The 25,203-nt window shown below is 54.4% G+C and carries 23 protein-coding genes; 6 read left to right on the top strand and 17 right to left on the bottom strand.

Going from position 1 to position 25,203, the window contains the following annotated elements:
• Positions 1-59: 59 nt before the first annotated feature.
• The 6 genes from artJ to ACMYSO_RS22030 form a co-directional block, all read right to left on the bottom strand.
• The gene (gene artJ, locus ACMYSO_RS22005; protein WP_434667856.1) at positions 60-791 is read right to left on the bottom strand and encodes an arginine ABC transporter substrate-binding protein ArtJ; all 732 of its coding nucleotides are present in this window, start codon (positions 789-791) and stop codon (positions 60-62) included.
• A gap of 218 nt (positions 792-1,009) precedes the next feature.
• Positions 1,010-1,678: an arginine ABC transporter permease ArtM gene (artM, locus tag ACMYSO_RS22010; protein WP_434585755.1), complete on the bottom strand. Its 669-nt coding sequence runs from the start codon at positions 1,676-1,678 to the stop codon at positions 1,010-1,012.
• On the bottom strand, positions 1,678-2,394 hold the full coding sequence (gene artQ / locus ACMYSO_RS22015) for an arginine ABC transporter permease ArtQ (RefSeq protein ID WP_434667859.1): 717 nt from the start codon (positions 2,392-2,394) through the stop codon (positions 1,678-1,680). The genes artM and artQ overlap by 1 nt, the downstream gene beginning before the upstream one ends.
• A gap of 6 nt (positions 2,395-2,400) precedes the next feature.
• The gene (gene artI, locus ACMYSO_RS22020) at positions 2,401-3,132 is read right to left on the bottom strand and encodes an arginine ABC transporter substrate-binding protein ArtI (RefSeq protein ID WP_123756246.1); all 732 of its coding nucleotides are present in this window, start codon (positions 3,130-3,132) and stop codon (positions 2,401-2,403) included.
• Positions 3,133-3,152: 20 nt separating this feature from the next.
• Complete coding sequence (gene artP, locus ACMYSO_RS22025; RefSeq protein ID WP_123756129.1) at positions 3,153-3,881, bottom strand: arginine ABC transporter ATP-binding protein ArtP; 729 nt, start codon at positions 3,879-3,881, stop codon at positions 3,153-3,155.
• 223 nt (positions 3,882-4,104) lie between these two features.
• Positions 4,105-4,623, bottom strand: coding sequence for a lipoprotein (locus tag ACMYSO_RS22030; RefSeq protein ID WP_434667862.1), 519 nt, complete (start codon positions 4,621-4,623; stop codon positions 4,105-4,107).
• A gap of 355 nt (positions 4,624-4,978) precedes the next feature.
• On the opposite strand from ACMYSO_RS22030, the gene ACMYSO_RS22035 reads away from it, so the two are divergent.
• Positions 4,979-5,794, top strand: coding sequence for a hypothetical protein (locus ACMYSO_RS22035; protein WP_434667865.1), 816 nt, complete (start codon positions 4,979-4,981; stop codon positions 5,792-5,794).
• 51 nt (positions 5,795-5,845) lie between these two features.
• On the opposite strand, the gene ACMYSO_RS22040 is transcribed toward ACMYSO_RS22035, so the two are convergent.
• Together ACMYSO_RS22040 and yahO are read right to left on the bottom strand one after the other, a co-directional pair.
• On the bottom strand, positions 5,846-7,033 hold the full coding sequence (locus ACMYSO_RS22040; protein ID WP_434667868.1) for an OmpP1/FadL family transporter: 1,188 nt from the start codon (positions 7,031-7,033) through the stop codon (positions 5,846-5,848).
• 298 nt (positions 7,034-7,331) lie between these two features.
• The gene (yahO, locus tag ACMYSO_RS22045; protein WP_434667871.1) at positions 7,332-7,607 is read right to left on the bottom strand and encodes a DUF1471 family periplasmic protein YahO; all 276 of its coding nucleotides are present in this window, start codon (positions 7,605-7,607) and stop codon (positions 7,332-7,334) included.
• Between the two features lie 405 nt (positions 7,608-8,012).
• Here yahO and ACMYSO_RS22050 point away from each other — a divergent pair, with 405 nt between their 5' ends.
• Positions 8,013-8,843: an N-acetylmuramoyl-L-alanine amidase gene (locus ACMYSO_RS22050; protein WP_434670857.1), complete on the top strand. Its 831-nt coding sequence runs from the start codon at positions 8,013-8,015 to the stop codon at positions 8,841-8,843.
• 7 nt (positions 8,844-8,850) lie between these two features.
• On the opposite strand, the gene ACMYSO_RS22055 is transcribed toward ACMYSO_RS22050, so the two are convergent.
• The 4 genes from ACMYSO_RS22055 to poxB all read right to left on the bottom strand — a co-directional run bounded on the left by ACMYSO_RS22055 (position 8,851) and on the right by poxB (position 14,273).
• Positions 8,851-9,864: an NAD-dependent epimerase/dehydratase family protein gene (locus tag ACMYSO_RS22055; RefSeq protein ID WP_123756132.1), complete on the bottom strand. Its 1,014-nt coding sequence runs from the start codon at positions 9,862-9,864 to the stop codon at positions 8,851-8,853.
• Between the two features lie 96 nt (positions 9,865-9,960).
• Positions 9,961-11,394: a DUF2867 domain-containing protein gene (locus ACMYSO_RS22060; protein WP_434667874.1), complete on the bottom strand. Its 1,434-nt coding sequence runs from the start codon at positions 11,392-11,394 to the stop codon at positions 9,961-9,963.
• Between the two features lie 9 nt (positions 11,395-11,403).
• The gene (gene ltaE / locus ACMYSO_RS22065) at positions 11,404-12,405 is read right to left on the bottom strand and encodes a low-specificity L-threonine aldolase (RefSeq protein ID WP_123756134.1); all 1,002 of its coding nucleotides are present in this window, start codon (positions 12,403-12,405) and stop codon (positions 11,404-11,406) included.
• Positions 12,406-12,554: 149 nt separating this feature from the next.
• Positions 12,555-14,273 (bottom strand): ubiquinone-dependent pyruvate dehydrogenase, encoded by a 1,719-nt coding sequence (poxB, locus tag ACMYSO_RS22070; RefSeq protein ID WP_434667878.1) that lies wholly within the window; start codon positions 14,271-14,273, stop codon positions 12,555-12,557.
• Between the two features lie 152 nt (positions 14,274-14,425).
• Between poxB and ACMYSO_RS22075 the strand changes: the two genes are divergently transcribed.
• Positions 14,426-14,860, top strand: coding sequence for a DoxX family protein (locus tag ACMYSO_RS22075; RefSeq protein WP_434667881.1), 435 nt, complete (start codon positions 14,426-14,428; stop codon positions 14,858-14,860).
• Positions 14,861-14,932: 72 nt separating this feature from the next.
• Here ACMYSO_RS22075 and hcr read toward each other — a convergent pair whose 3' ends face one another.
• The 4 genes from hcr to aqpZ form a co-directional block, all read right to left on the bottom strand.
• Entirely contained in the window at positions 14,933-15,901 is a 969-nt protein-coding gene (gene hcr / locus ACMYSO_RS22080) for an NADH oxidoreductase (protein WP_434585746.1), read from the bottom strand.
• Between the two features lie 11 nt (positions 15,902-15,912).
• Positions 15,913-17,565, bottom strand: a complete 1,653-nt coding sequence (gene hcp, locus ACMYSO_RS22085) for a hydroxylamine reductase (RefSeq protein WP_434667884.1) — start codon at positions 17,563-17,565, stop codon at positions 15,913-15,915.
• A gap of 198 nt (positions 17,566-17,763) precedes the next feature.
• The gene (locus ACMYSO_RS22090; RefSeq protein WP_434667887.1) at positions 17,764-18,663 is read right to left on the bottom strand and encodes a lysine exporter LysO family protein; all 900 of its coding nucleotides are present in this window, start codon (positions 18,661-18,663) and stop codon (positions 17,764-17,766) included.
• Positions 18,664-18,792: 129 nt separating this feature from the next.
• Entirely contained in the window at positions 18,793-19,488 is a 696-nt protein-coding gene (gene aqpZ / locus ACMYSO_RS22095; RefSeq protein ID WP_123756140.1) for an aquaporin Z, read from the bottom strand.
• Between the two features lie 395 nt (positions 19,489-19,883).
• Between aqpZ and ACMYSO_RS22100 the strand changes: the two genes are divergently transcribed.
• From ACMYSO_RS22100 to macB, 3 genes are all read left to right on the top strand, one after another.
• Positions 19,884-21,542: an ATP-dependent endonuclease gene (locus ACMYSO_RS22100; RefSeq protein ID WP_434667890.1), complete on the top strand. Its 1,659-nt coding sequence runs from the start codon at positions 19,884-19,886 to the stop codon at positions 21,540-21,542.
• Positions 21,543-21,643: 101 nt separating this feature from the next.
• The gene (gene macA, locus ACMYSO_RS22105; protein WP_434667893.1) at positions 21,644-22,759 is read left to right on the top strand and encodes a macrolide transporter subunit MacA; all 1,116 of its coding nucleotides are present in this window, start codon (positions 21,644-21,646) and stop codon (positions 22,757-22,759) included.
• Positions 22,756-24,702, top strand: coding sequence for a macrolide ABC transporter ATP-binding protein/permease MacB (gene macB / locus ACMYSO_RS22110; protein WP_434667896.1), 1,947 nt, complete (start codon positions 22,756-22,758; stop codon positions 24,700-24,702). Before macA ends, macB begins: the two co-directional genes overlap by 4 nt.
• A gap of 68 nt (positions 24,703-24,770) precedes the next feature.
• Here macB and cspD read toward each other — a convergent pair whose 3' ends face one another.
• The gene (cspD, locus tag ACMYSO_RS22115; RefSeq protein WP_123756144.1) at positions 24,771-24,992 is read right to left on the bottom strand and encodes a cold shock-like protein CspD; all 222 of its coding nucleotides are present in this window, start codon (positions 24,990-24,992) and stop codon (positions 24,771-24,773) included.
• Positions 24,993-25,203 lie beyond the last annotated feature (211 nt).

Here is a 25,203-nt window from a genome sequence, read left to right on the forward strand (position 1 = left end):
GGGGAGGCTTCCCCGCGCGTGGTTTAACGGGCTACTGGAGTAGCCCGGTTGGCGGATGTTTATTCCGGGAACCACTGGTTGCTGATTTTCTGATAGGTGCCGTCGGCTTTAATCGCTTTCAGCGCGCCATTTAGTTTCTCCAGCAGCGCCTTGTTATCCGGGCGTACTGCAATGCCGAGGCCGGTGCCGAAGTATTGCGGGTCGGTCACTTTTGGCGTTGCCACGCCCAGCTGCGGGTTGGTCTTCAGCCACTCATTGACCACCGCGGTATCACCGAACACCCCATCGATACGGCCATTTTTCAGGTCGATAATCGCATTCTGATAGCTGTCATAGGCGACGGTTTTGACTTCCGGATGTTTGTCCTGCAGGTACTTCTGGTGGGTGGTGCCGTTTTCCATACCAATACGTTTGCCTTTTAGATCAGCAAAGGAGTGGTAGGCATCTTTTTTGGCGATAACCAGCGCTGAGTTCGCGTAGTACGGCTCGGTAAACGCCACCTGCTTGCTACGTTCCGGGGTAATGTCCATGCCGGAAATCACCGCGTCATATTTTTTAAATTTCAGCGCCGGGATCAGGCTATCGAATGCATGATTGGTAAAGGTGCAATCGGCCTGCATCTGTTTGCACAGCGCTTTCGCCAGGTCGAGGTCGAAACCGACGATCTGATTGTTGGCATCCATGGATTCAAATGGCGGATAGGTGGCGGAAACGCCAAAGCTGATTTTTTCCGCGGCAGCGGCGCCAAAGGCGAAAGAGGAAAGCAGTGCAGCCAAAACTAACTTTTTCATCGTGGAACTCCCGTCGGTCAATCTTATGATGTTGTGCCGTGTCTGCGGCTGATTTTCACAATGCCATTAAATGAATTTATATTCAATAATTACGTATAATTATTTTTTATGAGATATAAAAAACGGGCAGTGATGAGACTGGCCCGTTTTTAAGTATATTAATTATGCATTGATGAACGGCGGTGAACCCGCCGCTCGGATGCCCTTAACACCGGGCATTAATTTCGCCGTTCAAAGGCCAGCGCTTTGCGTTCCAGCAGTCGCATCATCAGGGTCAGTAGACCGTTGACGATGAGATAGACAATACCGGCCGCGCCAAACACCATCACATCGTAGGTCCGTCCGTACAGCAACTGACCGTGGCCCATCACTTCCATGAGGGTAATGGTGTAAGCCAGCGAGGTGCTCTTGAAGACCAGCACGACTTCGTTGGAATACGAAGACAACGCGCGTTTAAACGCGTACGGCAGCAGGATCGCCAGGGTGTCTTTCTTGCTCATGCCCAGCGCGCTGCAGGATTGCCACTGGCCGTCAGGAATCGCGCGAATCGCACCATAAAACAGCTGAGTGGTATAAGCTGCGCTGTTGAGGGACAGAGCAATCAGCGCGCACAGCCACGGTTCAGAAATCAGATGCCACAGTACCGGGTAGTTCTGTAGTGACGGGAACTGCCCTGGACCGTAGTAAATCAGGAAGATCTGCACCAGCAGCGGCGTACCGGTAAATAACGTGATGTAAGCGCGGACGATCCACACCAGCACTGGCGTTTTCAGCGTCAGCACGATGGTAAAGATCAGCGACAGGATCAGCGCCACGACGATGGAGGCCACCGTCAGCGTCAGGCTGGTATGCAGCCCTTTTAGCAGTTCGGGTAAATAATCAAGCATCAGCCCGGTCTCCGTTCGAAGCGCGTCGCACGTTGGTCAATACGTTTGAGGATGTACTGACTGAGCAGGGTGATGACCAGGTAGATGGCCGCCGCGATGATATACCAGTTGAAAGGCTCCTGGGTGCGGGTGGCAATACTTTTGGTTTGCAGCATCAAATCGTTCACGCTAATTAAGCTCACCAGCGCGGTATCCTTCAGCAGCACCAGCCACTGGTTGCCCAGACCCGGCAGCGCATGGCGCCACATCTGCGGCATCACCAGGCGGAAGAAGATTGCCGCCTTTGACAACCCCAGCGCCTGGCCAGACTCCCATTGCCCCTGAGGTACTGCTTTCAGCGCGCCACGCAGGGTTTGTGAGGCGTAAGCCGCATATAGCAAGGAGAGGGCAATGGCACCGCAGAGGAACGGACTGACGTCGAAGTTCTCAATCTGCATCTGCACCGGGATCTGCACGAACCCGAGGTTGATCGTAAAGCCGTCAGACAGGGTGAGCAGCAGCTGTGAAGAGCCGAAATAGATGAACAGGACCACCAGAATTTCCGGTAGTCCGCGCAGGACGGTGACCACGCCGGTTGCGAGCCATGCCAGCGGGCGCCATTTTACTGACTCCAGCACGGCAAACAGCATTGCCAGCACGAGGCCGATAATGAGTGCGCAAACGGCAAGGCCGACGGTCATCCCGGCGGCACTTGCTAATGGAAAAATTTCATTCATTTAGCGTTACTTCTGAAACCATTTGCTATAGATGGTCTGGTAAGTCCCATCTTTTTTCACTTTTTCCAGCGCAGCATTAAATTTCTGCTGCAGTTCGGTATTGCCCTGGCGAAGCGCAATGCCGAGGCCGGTACCGAAGTAGTCTTTATCGGTGACTTTATCACCCACAGCGGCCAGTTTCGGGTTGCTCTTCAGCCACTCGGTGACGACGGCATTATCGCCAAATACTGCGTCAATACGACCATTTTGCAGATCCAGTTTGGCATTCTGGTAGCTGTCGTACGGCACGGTGGTGATTTCCGGGTGTTTGTCGTTAATGAATTTCTGGTGGGTGGTACCGTTCTGCACACCGACTTTCTTGCCTTTCAGCTGGTCGATGCTGGTAAATTTACCCTGCTGGCCGACGAACAGCGCAGAGTTTTCATAGTAAGGGGTCGTGAACAGCACCTGTTTTTCACGCTCAGGCGTGATATCCATCCCGGCCATGACCGCGTCGAAACGACGGAACTTAAGGCTTGGGATCAGGCTGTCGAACGCCTGGTTGGTAAAGGTACAGGTGGCGTCAATTTCTTTACACAGCGCGTTTGCCAGATCGACGTCAAAACCGACAATCTTATTGTTGGCATCAATCGATTCAAACGGAGGGTAGGACGCCTCGGTGGCGAAACGAATGGTCTGGGCGGCAGTAGCTGAAAGGCTCATGCTTGCCAGGATCGCGGCAATCAGTACTTTTTTCATCGTCATTTCCCCGAAAAACATCAATGTGAAAGATAGTTTTTAAACGCGTCGGTCTGCGGATGCGTAAAGCAACTGGCATCCCCTTGTTCAACGATATGGCCATTTTCCATGTACACCACCCGGCTCGCGGTCTTACGCGCCACTTCCACTTCGTGGGTGACGATAACCTGGGTAATGCCGGTGCCGGCCAGCTCACGAATAATGCTGACGATCTGGGCGGTGATTTCCGGATCGAGTGCTGCCGTTGGTTCGTCAAACAGCAGAACCTGAGGTTCCATCATCAGCGCCCGCGCAATGGCGACACGCTGCTGCTGCCCGCCGGAAAGATGCAGCGGGTAGCGATCGCTGTAAGGTTTGAGGCGAAGACGTTCCAGCAGCTTCTCGGCGCGAGCCAGAGCCTGATCTTTGCTTAGGCCCAGCACGCGGCAGGGAGCTTCGATCAGATTTTGCTGCACGGTCAGGTGCGGCCACAGATTGTACTGTTGGAAGACCATACCGACGTTCTGGCGCAGCTCACGGATGGCTTTATCAGAAGGCGCTTTCGTAAAGTCAAAGTGGTTACCGGCGATATGTAATGTACCGGAACGCGGCATTTCCAGCAGGTTGAGTACGCGAAGCAGCGAGCTTTTCCCGGCGCCACTGGGGCCGAGCAGCACCAGCGTTTCCCCCTGCGGGCAATCCAGCGTGATGTCGAACAGCGCCTGATGCGCGCCGTAGAAGCAGTTAATGCCGTTTAGTTTAATACTCATCTGGGCTGTCTGATACAAATAGCTATTGAGGCCGCAAATACTACCTTTGACAGAATAGTTATGCAATATTTATGCGTTAAAAGTTAAATGTAAACCACATTTACCTCTAAACTTAGCACAAAATAGGGGTTCGTGGGGTGGGGAGGAACAAATGTCGGTATAACCTGGAGAAATACCGACATTTTACCGGGGTTATCGTTTCAGCGGCGTGGCTTCCACCCCCTTATCCGCGTTTCTCCAGACTCTGTTGCAGCGATCCTGCCGGAGCATGCGAGTTTATGCCGAGATAGCGCACGTCATCGACGGCCCAGCACTGTCCTTCCTGAATCATCAGCACCTCATCCTGCCAGCTTTGACTGCCCTGTTTTAAATCGACACGCAGCGGGATATTGCGGGCGTCGCGGTTAGGAATAGTAGAAGCACTGGCTACACTGGCGCTATCTGCCGGCGTGGCGGAACTGGAGAAAGGATTAGACTGGAGCAGGGAGCTACGCGCCGGGTCCTGACGAGCGCTGTCCAGCAGTTTCGCCAGATCGTCACTCAGATAAGGACGCAACGCCGTCAGATCGTTATTACGGTGCTGGATCTGATAATCGTAAAATTTCTGTGCCACGGCATCTGGCCCACCTTCAATGCAGGCGCCGCTGCGGGTGCCGTTATCTTTATAGGCTGGTGTCACGGTGGTACAGGCACTCAGCGCGAGCGCGCAAGGGAGAATAAATGCAACGAGTTTGTAGCGCATGATGATTTCCTTATAAGCTCACTACGTTATTAGTTTCTGTTCAAGCATAGCTTACTGCTTCCAGGATGTGCTTGACTCTAAGAGCTCAGGTTATGCGTTTGCGGGAAGCGGTAAACTACGGCCACCGCATTAACGTTGACGGATATTTATCTCCGCGATGTGCAAGGGTCGGCATGTTTAACCGTTCATCACAGAATATTTTTTTTTGCATAAAAGTAAACTGTACGCGCGGCTTAAATGCTCAATAATATATATTGAAGTTTGCTATGTTTATAGCAATACACATATTTATGTTGGGTTGACAATGATTAAAAATATACTAGCGAATGCTAAGACTAAGCTCTGGGTAAAGTTTTTGCCGTATTTCATTAAAAACGATGCTAATGCCGGCGATCCGTATGATTACTACGTCGTCTACTTTGCCGACGTTAATCGATGCCGCTACCGCCTGGTCAGGTTTAATGGCCGTCACGTTACCCTCGAATATTTAGATCCCCAGCCAGATGACTGTGAGCTACGAAATAAATTTTCGCTGGCGCAATTGCTGGAGATGGAAAGTGAAATTGTCAGCTATAAAAAATATGGCAAAATAACGCTTAACTCTATATTTGTTTTCGCCATTAATCACTATTTACACCTTATCGATATCAAAACGTTTCTCCTGCGCGGGAAAGGCGCGCTGGTTTCCACCTTCTTCAGAGAACGTGAATTAAAGAGCCGGGAACGCGTTTTTTTACTCGGCCTGATCGTCAACGAGTTTGTGAAGCGTCGCCCGTCGAGACCTGTCGCAGGCATCACCATTGATGAAGTGATTGAGCTTCTTTATGGCAAGCTGTGGTACAAGCATATCCGCAATGAGCAGTTCAGATATAAAGTCACGCTGCTGATTGAATCCCTGGTGCTGTCAGGGGATCTGGCGGTTGAAAACCAGCGTTATACCGTTCAGGGCAACGCCATCACCACCCTGGTCGAGTTTGAAAAAGATGAACGCCGCTCGCAGCAGCAGGACAAAATGCAGCGCAATATGATCCGTCTGATGCTGGTCATTACCGTCGCCACCGTTTTTATTACCTTGGCATTACTCGGCCTGGCTGGGGTGATTGATTTACATAAAATCTGGCAGGATATTTTACAAATTAAGCCGGTGCGCTTTTTATTCAAACTGATCTAGCAGGAAGCCAGCAGAGCCTGGTGCGGTGAACACCCCAGGCTCGGTTGTGGATTAAAACTGATAGCTGTAGTTCATGCTCGCAAACCACAGGTAGGGATGGTCATAATCGCCGGCGATAATCTCTGGCGTTTTCACATGTCCCGACTGCATATGCAGATAAGATACCGCCACGCCAATATTGCTGGCAGGCGTCAGTTGGTATTGCGCACCGGTGGCAAAGCGCCATTCGTCACCCGTCGGCATCGACAGCGCAACATCACTTTGTGAATTGTAGACCGTGCTGTCGAAGCCCACGCCGGCGTTCAAACGCCACTGCTCGGTTGGTCGATACTGAACGCCGAGTGCAGTATGCCAGGAGTCTTTTAGCCGGTTCTGTTTATCGCTTTCCCGACCAGCGACGGTAATTTGCGGGCTGCCAAACTGGCTCCAGTCCTGCCAGCCGAGATCGCCCATCACCGACCACTGTTTATTAATATCATGCACAAGGCTCAGCATAATTTGCTGGGGAGCACGCACCTGCGCTGAAATTGGCAAGTCATAAGAGGTATTCGGCAGATTGGGGAGACGGGCTTTACCATCGATATTAAAGTTGTAATCGGTCTTGCTGTTCCAGGTAATCCCGGCGCGGGTTTGTTCCGTTAACTGCATCAGCAGACCCAGTCGGTAGCTCATGGCCCAGTCGTAATCTTTATCTTTCTGATCGCTGCCATCAACATTACGGGTCAGCGAGAGATAGCCGTAGTTCAGGTTGGCGGAGGCGCCGATAGACAGACGGTCGTTGAGCTTATAGGCCAGCGACGGGCTCAAGGTCATCGCCACCATGGTGCTCTTTTTAATCAAGCGGTCGCCGGCCCAGTCACCAAAATCGATACCTAAGCCGTAGTTGCCGTATAAACCGATGCCAGCGTATAAATCATCATTAATTTTTTGCGAATAGAAACCACTGGCATTGGGAAACAGGTTCATCACATTTCCCGGACTGCTTCTGCCATCTTCATCTTTTAACTGATAGGAAATATCGCCGCCCATCACCTGCATGCCCCCGGTGAACATATGATCTGGTAGGCGGGTCATCCCGGCAGGGTTGGTGACGATAGTGGAAGCGTCCTGCGCGCGCGCGGCCTGTCCTGCACCAGCAAGGCCGACATTTTCAGTGCCTATTTCATAAAAATAGAGCGCACTGGCGTGCGAGAAACTGGAACAGATCAATCCAGAGATAAGTAATGCGACTTTTTTCATTTGCCACCTGCAATGTGTTAATTTATGTCTCGTTTTTATACCCGCTAAGTATAGTCAACACTTTTTTCTCCGGAAGGGATTCTTTTGCAAAATAATGTCGCCCTCAGCGATAAAAGAATAATTTCGTAGATAATTAGAAGTAATGACCTGGGTTTGAGAGTGCTTATTGTGCGGAGATGGTTATTTGATAATAGAATGAAAGGATTGTAAAATTAAATGCTATCTAAAAATAAATATTGTCAAAACAGCAGATGGAGCATTATCACCGGTTGATGATAATGCTCCTTCAGAGAAAAAATTAATTATTTTTCTTATAAATATTGGCAGAAACGTGAAGTTTCTTGTCGGTGTTGCCAGAAGACAGAACCACAACATCCGCGCCTTTTTCTTCAGCTTTCTTCAGCAGCTCTGCACGCGCATCGCTCGGAGCGGTCTGGCCTGTAGAGGAAATAGTACCCACTTTCTGATACTGGGTTTGCACTTTCGCGAAATCTTCTTTAGATAAGATTTCTGCAGAGAATGCGTTTGCGGTTAAAAACAATGCTGCACCTGCCACTAAAGCTGCATATTTCATATTTTTAATCTCCATTGTTTAACTTGCTATCATCATGCTCTTGTTTTAACTAACCAATGAGCGGCACCAGATTGAATCAAGTGAATTTTTTTTTCAAGCTAAATACTACAAAAATATGACCTCTAACTTGTGAACTCATAAGGAAAAAATGAACGCAGGGAATTGATTTGCGTTGTCAATTCTGCTGAAAGGTGTTGAGACTCTACTTATGCTCGTTTTTAACGAAAGATAGTATAAATTTATCTTATATAAATTGCCGTATGTAAAACCAAAAAGGTGTCGGAAGACATCACTGGGGGGATGGTCTATTATGCGTTAAGTCACATTTTAAATCGGCGGCCGCTTGTTGACATGAAGGATCTGACTGATGGCTTTATCTACTGTAAGCGGGGCGTTCGCCTCTTGATGAAACGTTCCGGGCTTATTGCGTTCCTGCTATTGCTACTCGCCGGCTGTAGCACTGAGAAAGGGATTATCGACCGAGACGGTTATCAGCTGGATACACGCCACCCGGCACAGGCCGCTTATCCGCGAGTGAAGGTGCTGGTTATCCACTATACCGCAGATGATTTTGACGTATCGCTGGCGACATTAACCGATGAACAGGTCAGCTCTCATTATTTAATTCCCCAACAGCCACCGCTGTATCAAGGTAAGCCGCGTATCTGGCAACTGGTGCCCGAAGAAGATTTAGCCTGGCATGCGGGTGTGAGTTTCTGGCGAGGTAGTACGCGGATTAACGATACTTCTATCGGCATTGAGCTGGAAAACCTCGGCTGGCAGCAGACCGCCGGGGTAAAAAGCTTTACGCCGTTTAATCCGGCGCAAATTAATGCGCTCGTTCCACTCGCGAAAGATATTATTTCTCGCTATCACATCAGCCCCCAGAATGTGGTTGCCCATGCCGATATTGCCCCGCAGCGCAAAGACGATCCCGGGCCGTTGTTCCCGTGGCGGCAGCTGGCGCAGCAGGGGATCGGCGCCTGGCCGGATGCCGATCGGGTGCGCTTCTACCTGCGCGGCCGTCCGTCAAATGAACCTGTCGATAGCGTCGAACTTCTGGATTTACTGGCCCGTTACGGCTATCAGGTGACGCCGGAGATGACACCGGCGCAGCAAAAACGGGTGATCATGGTCTTTCAGATGCATTTCCGCCCGGCCCGCTGGGACGGCGTCGCCGATGCCGAAACCCAGGCTATCGCCGAAGCGCTGCTGGAGAAATACGGTCAGGGATAGCGCGCTGTTAGCGGTGTAATTTACCGTGGTCTTTAAGCCAGGCCGCGGTACGGACAATCCCGTCATCCAACGTCACCACCGGCTGATAGCCTAGTTCTTCCTGAGCGCGGGTGATATCCAGGGTAAAATCAAAGTTCAGCTTCGAGACGCCGTAGTGGGTAAAGGCCGGCTCTTTGGCTGACTTATTGCCAAAATGCTCCATGCTGCGGGCGATGATATCCAGCATCGGGTAGGGCACCGAACGAATCCGGCATTTGATCCCCAGTTCATCAATCAGCTTTTGCACGATAGTATGCAGCGGACGCGGCTCGCCATTGGTGATGTTCCACGCCCGGGCTGAAGGCAGATGGTCGCAGTGCGGTTGGCTGGCAAGCCACATGGCATGCACGGCATTTTCGTAATAGGTCATATCCACCAGCGCATTGCCGCCCCGTGGCAGCAGGACGCTGCCATAGTGCTGCATCATCTGCGCCAGGCGCGGAATAAACACTTTATCATGGGCGCCAAACAGGCTTTGCGGACGCAGAATCGTAAACCGGGTGTTGGGGTTGGCCTGCGCCAGCAGGTTGATCACCTCTTCACTGGCGGCTTTGCTGCGGGCAAACTCGTTGGCAAAACGCTGGGGACGAAAGTCTTCTTGTACGGCGCGGTGATGGTGATAGTCGAAGTACAGCGACGGCGAGGAGATATGCACGAAATTGCGTACCCCCCAGGCGACGGCCCATTCGCCAAGGCGGCGGGTGGCCCGAACATTCGCGAGGTCGAAGGCTTGCTGGGTACCCCAGGGAGAGGTAAAGCTTGAGCAGTGCCACAGGGTGTCAATACCGGCGAGCATCACTTTGGCCTGAGAAGACACCAGCTCGGTTAAATCTGCCGGTACAAACTCGGCGCCCATTTTGCTCAGCAGACGACCCATCGCTTCGTTACGCCCGGTCGCTCTGACGCTGATGCCTTTGTTACGCAGATATTCCACCGCGTTGCGGCCTAATCCGCTGGTCGCACCGGTAACCAGTACCTTCATATCAACCTACTGTCCCAGAAAAGAATTTCGTGCGCATTTTTCCGTGATTCTCCTCATGATGCAATGAGAATGATGAAAGAATCCAATACATACTGCCTATTTGTCTGTGATTTGTTCTGCCAGTCGGGCAATGCGCCGTGCCATACCGCGAAAGATAAACAGATGTGCAGGGATCATCAGCAGCCAGTAGAACAGCCCTGGCATCCCATGCGGATGCCACCATGCCCGCACATCCAGGGTCCGGTGGTCGCCCTGGTCGCTGAGGGTAAAGCTCAGACGGCCCAGCCCCGGCGCTTTCATACCAAATAATAAGGTTAGCTGCTTTTCCGGTTCGACGATAATCACCTTCCAGCTATCCACGGTATCACCGGTGCGCAGTTCGGCCCTTTCCGGGCGGCCTTTCGCCAGCCGATGGCCCACCAGCAGGTCCATAGCGCCGCGAATCTTCCACAGGATATTGCCAAAGAAGTAGCCCTCTTTACCGCCGATTTGATTAACGACCTGCCAGATGGCTGCCGCGCTGGCGTGGGTACGGACGGTGCAGCCCGCCTGTTTCGGGTAGTAGCCATATTCCGGTCGCCAGCGGGCAAAGGCCTGGGCGTCATAGCCCCAGTCGCTGGAATTCGCGAGCTGCTGTTCCTCTTTCAGGGTCCGGCGCACGGCCTCATCGAAAGCGATAAGTGGCTGCGGGATCAGCGCGCGCAGGGCGCGATCGTCGGCGAGCAAATCGTGTTTCAGCCCCTGAATTAAAGCTCGTGCGATGGTGGGTGGAACGGAGGTGATCACGTTGAGAAACCACACTGAAATCCAGCGGGTCGGGAAGGGGATCGGGATAAGCAGGCGGTGCTTACCGCTCACCGCCATAAAACGCCTGAACTGCTGTTGGTAGCTTAAAATTTCCGGGCCTGCAGCCTCCAGCACGCGATGGTCGCTGGTTGGATGGCGGAGCAGCTGTACCAGATAGTAGAGCAGGTTTTCCAACGCGATCGGCGTCGTGCGCGAGCGTACCCAGCGCGGCGGCGTCAGGATCGGTAGGTTATAGACCATATCGCGCATCACTTCGAACGCGGCGGAGCCGGCGCCGATGATAATGCCGGCGCGTAGTTCGGTGATCGGCACCCCGGACTCGCGCAGAATATCGGCGGTGATTTGCCGGGCGCGCAGATGATCCGACTGCTCGGCTTCCGGCGCCTGCAGTGAGCTGAGAAAAATCAGCTGGCTGACCGGCGTGGCGCGCAGGGCATCACGAACATTCAGCGCCACCCGGCGCTCATGGGCAATAAAATCGCCGCCTTCGCCCATCCCGTGCACCAGATAGTAAACGGTATCCGCCTGTGCCAGCAGGGAAGCGAGTCCCTGCGGCTGATTCAGGTCGAGTGAGAAGCAGCTGACGCCAGGCAGGTTCAGCCTCTGTAGCCTGTCGATATGGCGTGCCGCCGCCAGAACCGGGTAACCTTGCTGACTGAGCGCCTCTACCAGATGCTGGCCGATATAACCGCTGGCGCCGAGCACCAGAATTCGTTGCGACACGCCGACTCCTTAGCGTTGCAAAAATGCCTGCCAGTGGCTCACGACATCCGTGAGCTGCTGGCGATTAACGTCGAGATGCATGACCAGACGCACTACCGGCGAGGCGTTAATCAGGACGCCACGTTCCTGCATAAATGCCCCTAATGCCTGCGCATGCTCTTCGCCCACGCGGACAAACAGCATGTTGGTGTCATGGCGCGTCACGTCGGCGCCAATGGCGCTGAGCTGCCCGGCCATCCATGCCGCATTGTCATGATCTTCTTTGAGACGTTGCACGTTGTTTTGCAGGGCATACAGGCCCGCCGCCGCCAGAATGCCGGCCTGACGCATCCCGCCGCCGACCATTTTCCGCCAGCGAGTGGCGCGACGAATATAGTCATGGCTCCCCACCAGCAGCGATCCGACCGGCGTGCCTAGCCCTTTGGAGAGACAGATGGTAAACGAGTCACAATATTGCGTGATGTCGCGCAGTTCGCAGCCGTATTCGACCACCGCGTTGAAGATGCGCGCGCCGTCGACGTGTAGCGCCAGGTTGTGTTCACGGGTGAATTCCCAGGCGGATTTCAGGTAGTCGCGCGGCAGCACTTTCCCGTTGTGGGTGTTTTCCAGACTGAGCAGACGGGTCGGGGCAAAGTGAATATCGTCAGGCTTAATTTTTGCCGCGACTTTATCTAGCGGTAACGAGCCGTCGGCGGCGGCATCAATGGGCTGCGGCTGAATACTACCGAGAACCGCCGCACCGCCCGCTTCATACAGGTAGTTATGCGCGCCCTGGCCGACGATATATTCCTCGCCACGTTGACAGTGGCTGAGCAGGCCGACGAGGTTGGCCTGAGTGCCGGTCGGCAGGAACAGCGCGGCCTCTTTGCCGGCAAGTTCGGCGGCATAACGCTGGAGTTCATTGACGGTCGGATCGTCGCCATACACATCGTCTCCGACCGGTGCGGCCATCATCGCTTCTCGCATGGCGAGTCCTGGACGGGTTACGGTATCACTGCGTAAATCTATCACGGCATTTCCTTCTGGGTGCTCATCCTGCAGGGATTCGCTGCGGGGGCCTTAATTGACGCCGGCGACACCCTTGCGGCTGTCGTCGGCGTTATCAGGCTGACCACATGACGATGTCAGGCATGATGGTGGGGATAAACCAAAAGACTGTTTTACCTGAGCCAGTTGGTTTTCGCCAGTTCGATCACTTCATCACCGCGTCCGCTGATGATGGCCCGCAGCATATACAGGCTGAAACCTTTGGCTTGTTCCAGTTTGATCTGCGGTGGGATCGCCAGCTCTTCTTTGGCGACGACGACATCGACCAGCACCGGGCCATCGGTACTGAAGGCGGTCTGCAAAGCCGCATCGACCTCGCTGGCTTTCTCGACGCGGATCCCGGTGATCCCGCAGGCCTCTGCAATACGCGCGAAGTTGGTGTCGTGCAGTTCGGTACCGTCGGTCAGATAACCCCCGGCCTTCATTTCCATCGCCACGAAGCCCAACACGCTGTTGTTGAAGATGACAATTTTTACCGGTAGCTTCATTTGCGCCAGCGAGAGGAAGTCGCCCATCAGCATGCTAAAGCCGCCATCGCCACACATGGCCACCACCTGACGTTCCGGCGCTGTGGCTTTGGCTCCAATCGCTTGTGGCATCGCGTTGGCCATCGAGCCGTGGGTAAATGAGCCGATCAGCCGGCGTTTGCCGTTCATTTTCAGATAGCGTGCGGCCCAGACGGTGGGTGTCCCGACATCGCAGGTGAAAATGGTATCGTCGGCGGCGAAATGGCTAATCTGTTGGGCCAGGTACTGAGGATGGATCGCTTTTTCGCTCGGCTTCGCCAGATCGTCGAGGCCCTTACGCGCGTCGCGATAGTGCTCAAGGGCGGTATTGAGGAACTGACGGTCGGTTTTCTCCTCCAGGTGCGGCAGCAGCGCGCTGAGGGTGGATTTAATATCGCCGACCAGCGCCATATCGATCTTACTGTGAGCACCAATGCTACCGGGGTTGATATCAATCTGGATAATTTTGGCATCGGTGGGGTAGAAGGGGCGATAAGGGAATTGTGTGCCGAGCAGCAGCAGGGTATCGGCGTTCATCATGGTATGGAAACCGGAGGAGAAACCAATCAGCCCGGTCATCCCGACATCATAGGGGTTATCGTACTCAACATGCTCTTTTCCGCGCAGGGCGTGGACAATCGGGGCTTTTAATTTTTCCGCCAGCGCCAGCAGTTCGGCGTGCGCCCCGGCGCAGCCGCTGCCGCACATCAGCGCGATGTTACTGGAGTAGCGCAGCACCTGGGCCAGCTTTTTGATCTCCTCTTCCGCAGGGACCACCCGCGGGAGCGGCGCCGGGTACCAGTGGGTGCTGGCGCTTTCCGGCGCCGCTTTCAGGGCAACATCGCCGGGTAACACCACCACCGAAACGCCGCGATTGATCACCGCTTTGCGCATAGCGATGGCCAGCACTTGCGGGATCTGCTCCGGCGTCGAGACCAGCTCGCAATAATGGCTGCATTCGCGAAACAACTCCTGCGGATGGGTTTCCTGAAAATAGCCGCTGCCGATTTCACTGGAGGGAATATGGGCGGCAATCGCCAGCACCGGGACGTGATTGCGATGGCAGTCAAAGAGGCCGTTAATCAGATGGAGATTGCCAGGGCCGCAGGAGCCGGCGCATACCGCCAGTTCGCCGGTGAGCTGTGCTTCTGCACCCGCTGCAAAAGCAGCAACTTCTTCATGACGGGTGGGCATCCAGGCGATGGTACCCATTCGATTCAGACTGTCGCTCAGTCCGTTGAGGGAGTCGCCGGTGACGCCCCAAATGCGTTTGACGCCAGCCTGTTCAAGGGTTTTTGCTATGTATGCCGCCACGGTCTGTTTCATGGTTCTCCATCTCCTTTTTGTGATAACGCTTACAAGCTTAGATGAAACTGACCGTTCTGTGCCCTGATCCCCCTCATTTTCCGCTGGTGTTATTCCGCACAAATTCCGCATACTCTGTGAACACTCAAAAGGGTAAACAGGAATCATTTCAAATGGTTAAATCACTGTTAAATACTGTTAATAAAATGCTATCGCATGAGGATGCCGGCAAACTCTTGTTACGACTTGCCGTTGGCGGACTAATGCTATTTCACGGGTTGCATAAGCTGTTTGATGGTGTAGGCGGGATCAGCGCCATGCTGGTTGCCAAAGGATTACCGGGGTTTATTGCGTATGGTGTGTTGGTGGGGGAAGTGGTGGTGCCGTGCCTGCTGATTCTCGGGATCCTGACACGTCCGGCGGCGCTGGTGCTGGCGTTTACCATGGTAGTGGCATGGCTGATGGTGGGGACCGGCAAAACCTTTATGCTGGATGCAGTGGGGGCCTGGGCGATTGAAAGTCTGGTCTATTTCTTTATCAGCGCGCTGGCGATTGCCTGTCTTGGGGCGGGACGTTATTCGGTGGTGGGAAATTCGGCCTGGCGCTAATAAATGGCGGGTGTGACGTTAACGATTAATCCGGCCTGCCGCTGCTGGCACAGGCCGGATAAGAGCACTGGATTACGCCAGGACCAGGTCGCCCTGCGGGTGGCAGGAGCACGCCAGCACGTAGCCCTCAGCGATTTCTGTGTCGCTTAGCGTCATGGTGCTGTTGACCGTGTAATCCCCGGAGACCACTTTGGTTTTGCAGCAGCCGCAAACGCCCGCGCGGCAGGCGGCGACAACCGGGACGCGGTTGCTCTCCATGGCCTCCAGCAGCGTGGTGCCGACCGGCGCATAGAATGACATCGCCGGTTGGAGCTTCGTAAACTTCAGTCCTTCGCTGGCGGCCTCCGCCACCGGCGTAAAGAACTTCTCTTTATAAAACCGCGTTACGCCCAGCGCTTTCACTTCCCGCTCAACCCACTCCATGTAAGGCGCCGGTCCACAGGTCATCACGGTGCGCGAAGCGAGGTCTGGTACGCTTTGCAGTAACGCCGTCGTCAGGCGACCGGAGACAAAACCGTGGGTGGCGTTGTTTTCCGCGACCAGCGTCAGCGGATACTGACGCCACTCGTCGGCAAAAATCACATCCTGCGGCGAGCGGACATTGAAAATCACCTGCACATCAGCCTGCGGACGATAGGTTGCCAGCCAGCGACGCATCGACATGATTGGCGTGACGCCACAGCCGGCCGCCAGCATCAGGAACTTGTCATCCGCTTTATCGTCACAGGTAAAATCACCCATCGCATCTGACAGCCAGAGGTAGTCGCCGCGCTTCAGGTCGCGGGTCAACCACTGTGAGCCGGTACCGTCGTCAATACGGCGAACGGTCAGCGTAATGTATTCGCTCACCCCCGGTGTTGAAGAGAGAGTGTAGGCACGCAGGGTGTCCGCCGACTGGCGCACGCTGACCAGAGCGTACTGCCCGGCACGATACGGGTAGTAGTCGTGGCACAGCAGCGAGATGGTCCACACATCCGGCGTCTCCTGATGAATGTGATGAACCTGCATTCGCCACGGGCACTGATGGGTTGGCATGGTCATGGCTTAACTCCTTACGCGCTCAGCAACTGCTGCATATCTTGTTCGACGGTGGTGACCGAACGCAGACCGAATTTCTCATTGAGAATGGCCAGCAGGTCAGGGGTGAAGAAGCCTGGCGCGGTTGGCCCGGTGACGATATTCTTCACGCCCAGCGACAGGAGGGTCAGCAGGATGACAATGGCTTTCTGCTCAAACCAGGAAAGCACCAGCGACAGCGGCAGGTCGTTGACGCCGCAGCCCAGTTTTTCGGCCAGGGTGACCGCCAGAATAATCGCTGAGTAGGCGTCGTTGCACTGACCGGCATCTACCAGACGCGGCAGCCCTTCGATATCGCCGAAATCCAGTTTATTGAAGCGGTATTTACCGCAGGCCAGGGTCAGGATCAGGCAGTCATCCGGGACGCTGGTGGCGAAATCGGTAAAGTAGTTGCGTTCGCCGCGCGCGCCGTCACAGCCGCCGACCAGGAAGATGTGACGCAGTTTTTCGCGGCTCACCAGGTCAATCAGCGTGTCCGCGGCACCCAGCAGAGTCTGACGGCCAAAGCCGACGGTAATCAAGTGTGGAATTTCGCTGTACGGGAAGCCGGCCATTTGCTGTGCCTGAGTGATAACCGGTGCAAAGTTATCGCCTTCAAGATGGCTCACGCCCGGCCAGCCGACGATGCTGCGGGTCCAGATACGGTCATCGTAGGCACCCACGGTTGGGTCGATGATGCAGTTGGAGGTCATCACGATAGGCCCAGGGAAGCGCGCGAATTCCACCTGCTGGTTCTGCCAGCCGCTGCCGTAGTTACCGATCAGATGTTTGAATTTGCGCAGTTCAGGGTAACCGTGAGCAGGCAGCATTTCGCCGTGGGTGTAGACGTTAACGCCGGTGCCGTCGGTCTGTTCGAGTAAGTTGTACAGGTCTTTCAGGTCATGACCGGAAATCAGGATGCACTTACCTTCCGTTGCTTTCACGTTGACCTGAGTCGGGGTCGGGTGGCCGTATTTAGTGGTTTCACCGGCATCCAGAATACTCATCACTTTGAAGTTCATCTGGCCAATTTCCATCGAACACGCCAGCAGCGCGTCCAGATCGGCAGGCCAGGTGCCGAGCCACGCCATGATTTTATGGTACTGGGCATAAATATCGTTGTCGTACTGACCGAGAACGTGGGCGTGTTCCATATAGGCTGCCGCGCCTTTCAGACCGTACAGGCACAGCAGGCGCAGGCCGAGAATGTTCTCGCCAATCGCCGCTTTGTCTTTGTTGGGGGTAAATGCCGCCGCCTGGCGCTGCAGGTCGCCGAGGTCGTCGCTGACCAACTGCAGATCGGCCATCGGGTTGTCGACGCTGGCACCGGGCGCAATCTGCTGGCACTGCGCTTTGAGCGCTTCACGCATGGCGATAGCCTCGCGCGCATAGCCAATGATTCGTGGGGAATCGAAGTTGACGTTGGTCAGGGTGGAGAAAAATGCCCGTGGGGCAAAGTTATCAATATCATGATCGATGATGCCATATTCACGCGCCTTCAACGCCCATGCGGACAGGCCTTGCAAAGAGGCAATCAGCAGATCCTGGAGATCGGAGGTTTCTGCTGTTTTACCGCACATACCCTGCGCGTAAGAGCAGCCGTTCCCTGCCGGAGTACGGATGGTTTGTTCACATTGCACACAAAACATGGTCACACCTTTTAAAGTTATATTTTAGATACATGTTTAAGGTTATGCCTGTCATCGAAGGGATAAAAGGTATTTCTAATACAATTTAAATGGAGATTGATTTAACGCAAATTTGCCGGGGCCTGGCGGCGGAAAGTCATCGTGGTGGCCTGAAAACCACGCTCCGTATCCCAGGGATAACGGGCGTGGTATGCGATATCAGGCAGAGAAAAGGGCGATGAGAACCGGCACCAGCAGGCTTAGTACAAACCCGTGAACGATGGCGGCAGGGACGATATCGACGCCCGCGGAACGTTGCAGTACCGGCAGGGTGAAGTCCATTGAGGTGGCGCCGCACAGCCCTAATGCCGTTGATCGACTGCGACGTACCAGACCGGGGATTAGCATAATAGCCAGCAGTTCGCGGGCGAGGTCGTTAAAGAAAGCCGCGCTGCCGATCACCGGGCCGTAGGATTCGGTTAACAGGATCCCGGAAAGCGAATACCAACCGAAGCCGGAGGCCATCGCCAGGCCGGTTTTCAGCGGCAGGTCGAGAATAAAGGCATTAATGATCCCACCGATCATTGAACTGCCCACCACCACCACCGCTACAATCATACCGCGACGGTTAAGCACTATCTGGCGCAGGGTCATTCCATTATTTCGTAGCTGAATACCAATCAGGAACAGCAGGAAGATCAGCGTATATTCGCTGGCCTCGATAGCGTGCTGTAAAAATGACAAACCGCTCAGACCAACGAGGAACCCAATAAGCACCACGCCGCACAGTTGCAGGGATTCCATTGCCATTGCGACCCGGGACGGTAATTTCTCCTGGCGGTGGGGGTGGCGCCACGGCATTTTCTGTTCCAGCCACAGCAGTGCTGCAATATTACACAACAGGATCACCACAACGCTGACCGCAGCATAATGAAGAATCGACAGCAAATTGCTGGATAAATTGTCGAGGAAGGCGAGGCTAATCCCCATGAAAAAGAGGATGACGTAAACAATCCAGCTCAACAACCGTGTAATCAGTTTCAGTGCCGAGGGTTGGTGCAGAGGAATAAGGTAGCCGATAACCAGCGGCAGAAGAATGATTAATAATCCCGAAAACATGAACGGTCTGGTCCTTGCAGAGTGAGAATAGCGCCCCTGACACTACCCAAATCACCGAACCGAGTAAAGATGCGTCAAAAAAAAGAAAAGCCCGGCATTGCCGGGCCTCTCAGGAAATCAATCTGGTGATTAATCGCGTTTTTCCAGCAGAGTACGATACAGTACGCCACCCAGAATACCGCCGATGATTGGCATCACCCAGAACAGCCACAGCTGCTGCAGCGCCCAACCGCCCTGGAAAATAGCGACCGCGGTGCTACGTGCCGGGTTAACAGAGGTGTTGGTGACCGGGATGCTGATCAGGTGGATTAAGGTCAGCGCCAGACCAATCGCGATAGGTGCGAAGCCGGCCGGTGCATTTTTATCCGTTGCGCCATGGATGACCAGCAGGAAGCCGCAGGTCAGGACGATTTCGATAACAATCGCGGAAAGCATGGAGTAGCCACCCGGTGAATGTTCGCCGAAACCGTTCGAAGCGAAACCGCTGGCAGCAACATCAAAGCCGGCTTTACCGCTGGCAACGACATACAGTACAGCTGCAGCAATGATACCGCCAACTACCTGAGCGATAATATAACCAATCACGTCTTTCGCCGGGAAACGACCGCCGGCCCACAGACCTAATGTGACCGCCGGGTTGAAATGACCGCCGGAAATATGACCAACAGCATATGCCATGGTTAATACGGTTAAACCGAAGGCCAGTGCGACGCCGGCAAAGCCAATTCCCAGTTCCGGGAATGCTGCTGCGAGAACGGCGCTACCACAGCCGCCAAACACAAGCCAGAATGTCCCAAAGCATTCTGCTGCTAATTTTCTAAACATAACCACCTCAAAAAATAATGTAAAAGAGCACGAGCTCTCGTGCCGATCTTTATTTATCGACGCAAAGGATGAAGATAAAAATAAAGCGACGCTATTTTATTAACAATCGTCATCCTGCGGCTAGCCAAATAACTAAATATAATTTGATTTAGGGCAATGTGATCTTAATCCTTTTGCCAGTGGTCATTCAAGAAAAGTGTAGAACAAAAATAATAAAGATAACCACTTTACAGCATGAATTATTTTTAAAGCGAATAGCATGGTGAATAATCATATCTTGGTCCTATTATGGACTTTACGGCGCTGCGTGACGCAGGTGAAGAGTGTCATGTTCAGGCATGTGTCGCTATACTGCTGATAACTGAAGGAGAAAGTGATTACTGAGCGGAGGGGATATGCATCTTGAGCGGGTAGAGATCGTCGGTTTTCGCGGTATCAATCGTTTATCGTTGATGCTGGAGCAAAATAACGTTCTGATCGGCGAAAATGCCTGGGGTAAATCCAGCCTGCTGGATGCACTGACGCTACTGTTGTCGCCAGAATTCGAGCTGTACCACTTTGTGCGCGATGATTTTTGGTTCCCACCGGGTGATGTACAGGGACGCGAGCACCATCTGCATATTATTTTAACCTTCCGTGAGAACGAGCCCGGTCATCATCGGGTGCGTCGTTTCCGTCCGATTAACGACTGCTGGGTGCCCTGTGAAGATGGCTACCAGCGCATTTTTTATCGTCTGGAAGGTGAGCTGACGGAAGATGATAGCGTGATGACGCTGCGCAGCTTCATCAACGGCAAAGGCGAAGCACTGGAACTGGACGATATCGATGAGATGGTGCGGCATCTGGTGCGGCTGATGCCGGTGTTGCGTCTGCGTGATGCGCGTTTTATGCGCCGCATTCACAACGACACCGTGCCACACTCACCGCAAATTGAGATAACCGCCCGACAACTGGATTTTCTCTCCCGTGAGCTGGTGAATCACCCGCAAAACCTAACCGACAGCCAGATTCGTCAGGGGTTGTCGGCCATGGTACAACTGCTGGAACACTACTTTGCCGAGCAGAGTAGCGCCCAGTCCCGCAACCGGCTGATGCGCCGGCATTCTCATGATGAGCAACGCAGCTGGCGCTATCTGGACATTATCAACCGGATGATTGATAAACCCGGCGGCCGCAGCCATCGGGTGATTCTGTTGGGACTGTTTTCAACCTTGCTACAGGCAAAAGGGACAGTACGGCTCGATCGTGATGCGCGCCCTTTATTACTGATCGAAGACCCGGAAACCCGCCTGCATCCGATCATGCTGTCGGTGGCCTGGCACCTCCTTAATTTACTGCCGTTGCAGCGGGTTACCACCACCAACTCCGGTGAACTGCTGTCGCTGACGCCGGTGGAGCATGTTTGTCGACTGGTGCGCGAGTCTTCGCGCGTCTCGGCCTGGCGGCTCGGGCCGGGTGGAATGAACGCCGAAGACAGCCGGCGCATTGCTTTTCATATCCGTTTTAATCGTGCCTCTTCACTGTTTGCCCGCTGTTGGCTATTGGTGGAAGGGGAGACCGAGACCTGGGTCATCAACGAACTGGCCCGACAGTGTGGGCACCATTTCGATGCTGAAGGGGTCAAGGTCATTGAGTTTGCCCAGTCAGGCCTCAAGCCGCTGATTAAGTTTGCCCGCCGGATGGGTATTCAGTGGCACGTGTTGGTTGATGGCGATGAAGCCGGAAAAAAATATGCCGCCACGGTGCGCAGCCTGCTCAACGAGGATCGTGATCTGGAGCGCGACCATCTGACCGTGCTGCCGGCGCTGGATATGGAACACTTTATGTACCGCCAGGGCTTCAACGATGTATATCATCGGGTGGCGCAACTGCCGCCGAACGTGCCGATGAACATGCGCCGGGTGATCACCAAAGCGATTCATCGCTCGTCGAAACCGGATCTGGCGATTGAAGTGGCAATGGAAGCCGGGCGTCGTGGCATTGAGTCAGTGCCAACGCTGCTGAAGAAAATGTTTTCCCGGGTGCTCTGGCTGGCGCGTGGTCGCGCCGATTAGGGCGGGAAATTATCCGCTTTAGCCAAATTCCGCGTTATGTTTGCGCGCGCTGCGGATAGAATTGGCATCTTGCTCTGCGGGTAAATACATCAGGAATAGTTATGAAGCTTAATGGAAAGCGCAGGAAACTCTGGTGGCTGCTGGCCGTCGTCGTACTGGCCGTGGCCGTTTGGGGATGGCGGATACTGAATGCGCCGTTACCGCAGTATCAGACGCTGGTGGTGCGCCAGGGGGATTTACAGCAGAGCGTGCTGGCGACCGGTAAGCTGGACGCCCTGCGCAAGGTTGATGTCGGGGCGCAGGTGAGCGGGCAGTTGAAAACGCTGCGGGTGAATATCGGCGACAAAGTTCAGAAAGATCAGCTGCTGGGGGTGATTGACCCCGAGCAGGCAGAAAACCAAATAAAAGAAGTCGACGCCACGCTGATGGAGCTGCGTGCCCAGCTCAATCAAGCGCGTGCAGAGCGCAAGCTGGCGGCGGTCACCTTAGCGCGTCAGCAGCAGCTGGCCCAGCGTCAGCTGGTATCACGCCAGGAGCTTGATACCGCGGCTACGGATTTGGCGGTGAAAGAGGCGCAAATTGGCACCATTGAGGCGCAGATTAAGCGCAATCAGGCAACCTTAGATACAGCCAAAACCAACCTCGACTACACGCGCATCCTGGCGCCGATGTCCGGTGAAGTGACGCAAATTACCACCCTGCAAGGGCAAACCGTGATCGCTGCGCAGCAGGCGCCGAACATCTTGACGCTGGCTGACCTCAGTACCATGCTGGTGAAAGCCCAGGTCTCTGAAGCCGATGTAATTCACCTTCGTCCCGGGCAAAAAGCGTGGTTTACGGTGCTCGGCGATCCGCTGACCCGTTATGAAGGACGCCTGAAAGATATCCTGCCGACCCCGGAAAAGGTCAATGACGCCATTTTCTACTATGCCCGCTTTGAAGTGCCGAACCCACAGGGCATTCTGCGCCTGGAGATGACGGCTCAGGTGCATATTCAGATGGCGGAAGTGAAAAATGTTATCACCATCCCGCTGAGTGCGCTGGGCGATGCTGTCGGTGATAACCGCTACAACGTGCGCCTGCTGCGAACCGGCGAAGTAAAAGAGCGTGAAGTGACGATTGGCGCGCGCAATGATACTGATGTTGCGGTGGTGAAAGGGCTGGATGAGGGTGATGAGGTTATCACCGGCGAAAGCCATACCGGGACCGCAAAATGACGGCGTTGCTGGAACTGCGTGATATCAGTCGCAGCTATCTCTCCGGTGACGGCAGCGTTGATGTGTTGAAAGGCGTCACGCTTAATATTGCCGCCGGTGAGATGGTCGCCATCGTCGGCGCCTCCGGCTCGGGTAAATCGACCTTAATGAATATCCTCGGCTGCCTCGATAAACCGACCAGCGGCACCTATCGCGTGGCCGGGACGGACGTTGCGCAACTGAGCGGTGACGAACTGGCCCGGCTGCGTCGGGAGCATTTTGGTTTTATCTTCCAGCGTTACCATTTGCTGTCGCACCTGACGGCGGCGCAGAACGTTGAAGTCCCGGCGGTTTACGCTGGTACGGAACGCAGGGCGCGTCTGGAGCGCGCACGCGAGCTGCTGGTGCGGCTGGGTCTTGGCGAGCGGGCGGAATACCAGCCTTCGCAGCTCTCCGGCGGCCAGCAGCAACGCGTCAGTATTGCCCGGGCGCTCATGAACGGCGGAGAGGTGATTCTGGCTGATGAACCCACCGGCGCGCTGGACAGCCGCTCGGGGGAAGAGGTGATGGCGATCCTCCATCAGTTGAAATCCCAGGGACATACGGTGATCATCGTCACCCACGATCCGTTGGTAGCGGCGCAGGCTGAGCGGATCATTGAGATCCACGATGGCGAAATTGTGCGTAACCCGCCAGCGAAGGAAATAACGGACGGCGGCGTGTTGCGTCAGGCGAGCCGGGCGGAGCCTTCCGCGTGGCGCCAGTTCACCAACGGGTTTCGTGAGGCGTTAGTGATGGCGTGGCGGGCGATGGCGGCAAATAAAATGCGCACGTTGCTAACCATGCTCGGTATTATCATCGGTATCGCCTCGGTGGTGTCGATTGTGGTGGTCGGGGATGCGGCGAAACAGATGGTGCTGGCCGATATTCGCGCTATTGGCACCAACACCATCGATGTCTATCCTGGCAAAGATTTCGGCGATGACGACCCTCGTTACCAGCAGGCGCTGAAGTATGACGACCTGCTGGCAATTCAAAAACAGCCCTGGGTGAGCTCTGCGACACCCGCGGTGTCAAAAAGCCTGCGCCTGCGTGCCGACAACGTTGACGTTGCCGCCAGTGCGGAAGGGGTAGGGCCACAGTATTTTAATGTTTACGGGATGACCTTCAGCGAGGGTAACACCTTCAACGAGCTGCAGCTGAATAGCCGGGCGCAGGTAGTGGTGCTGGATAGCAATACTCGCCGCCAGCTGTTCCCGCATAAAGCGCGTGTCGTCGGGGAGATTATCCTGGTGGGCAATATGCCTGCCACCATCGTTGGCGTGGCGGATGAGAAACAGTCGATGTTTGGCAGCAGTAAAATTCTGCGGGTGTGGCTGCCGTATTCCACCATGGCCGGCAGGGTGATGGGGCAATCGTGGTTGAACTCCATTACCGTGCGCGTGCGCGAAGGTTATGACAGTGCGACCGCCGAACAGCAACTGTTGCGTCTGTTGGAACTCCGTCACGGTAAAAAAGATGTTTTTACCTGGAATATGGACAGCATCTTGAAAACGGCGGAACGGACCACACATACATTACAGCTGTTTCTGACCCTGGTGGCGGTGATCGCGCTGGTGGTAGGCGGTATTGGGGTCATGAATATCATGCTGGTATCGGTGACCGAGCGGACCCGTGAAATTGGTATTCGGATGGCGGTCGGGGCACGGGCCAGCGATGTCATGCAGCAGTTTTTGATCGAAGCGGTGCTGGTGTGCCTGGTTGGTGGTGCGCTGGGCGTGACGTTATCGTTGATGATCGCCTTCGTTCTGCAGTTGTTTTTGCCCGGCTGGGAGATCGGTTTTTCGCCGCTGGCGCTGGTCACCGCTTTTTTATGTTCGACGCTGACCGGCGTGCTGTTTGGCTGGCTTCCGGCCCGCAATGCCGCGCGACTTGATCCGGTGGACGCGCTGGCCCGCGAGTAGAAACAAAAAAATGCCAGTCAGAAGGACTGGCATTTTACTGGCAGGATGTACACAATGAAGTCAAAGCGTTATGCAGCCACTTCGGCTTCCACAGGAACAATCACGCTAGCGTGATTGCCTTTCGGCCCCTGGTGAACATCAAACCGAACGGCTTGTCCGGCTTTTAGCGTTCTGTAACCATCCATCTGGATGGTGGAGTAATGGGCGAAAATGTCTTCGCCGCCGCCCTCAGGGCAGATAAAACCGAACCCTTTGGCATTGTTGAACCACTTAACAGTACCCATTTCCATACTTCGACATCCTTCGAAATTCTTTATAAGTAAGATGGAATGAACCGGTAGTGGAGTGACGAGTTGTTCAAATGCTCGCCAACTCTCGCTAGTACAATTTAGAGAAATACGGAAATGCGTCAAGCGATTGACGGTAGTGGAAGGCGAAAAATGCGTCAAAATTTGAAGCAGTTAACGCTATTGCCGGGGAATGTGACAGACATCGCGGATG

This window comes from Klebsiella sp. B345, from assembly GCF_051131735.1.
Classification (GTDB): domain Bacteria; phylum Pseudomonadota; class Gammaproteobacteria; order Enterobacterales; family Enterobacteriaceae; genus Klebsiella.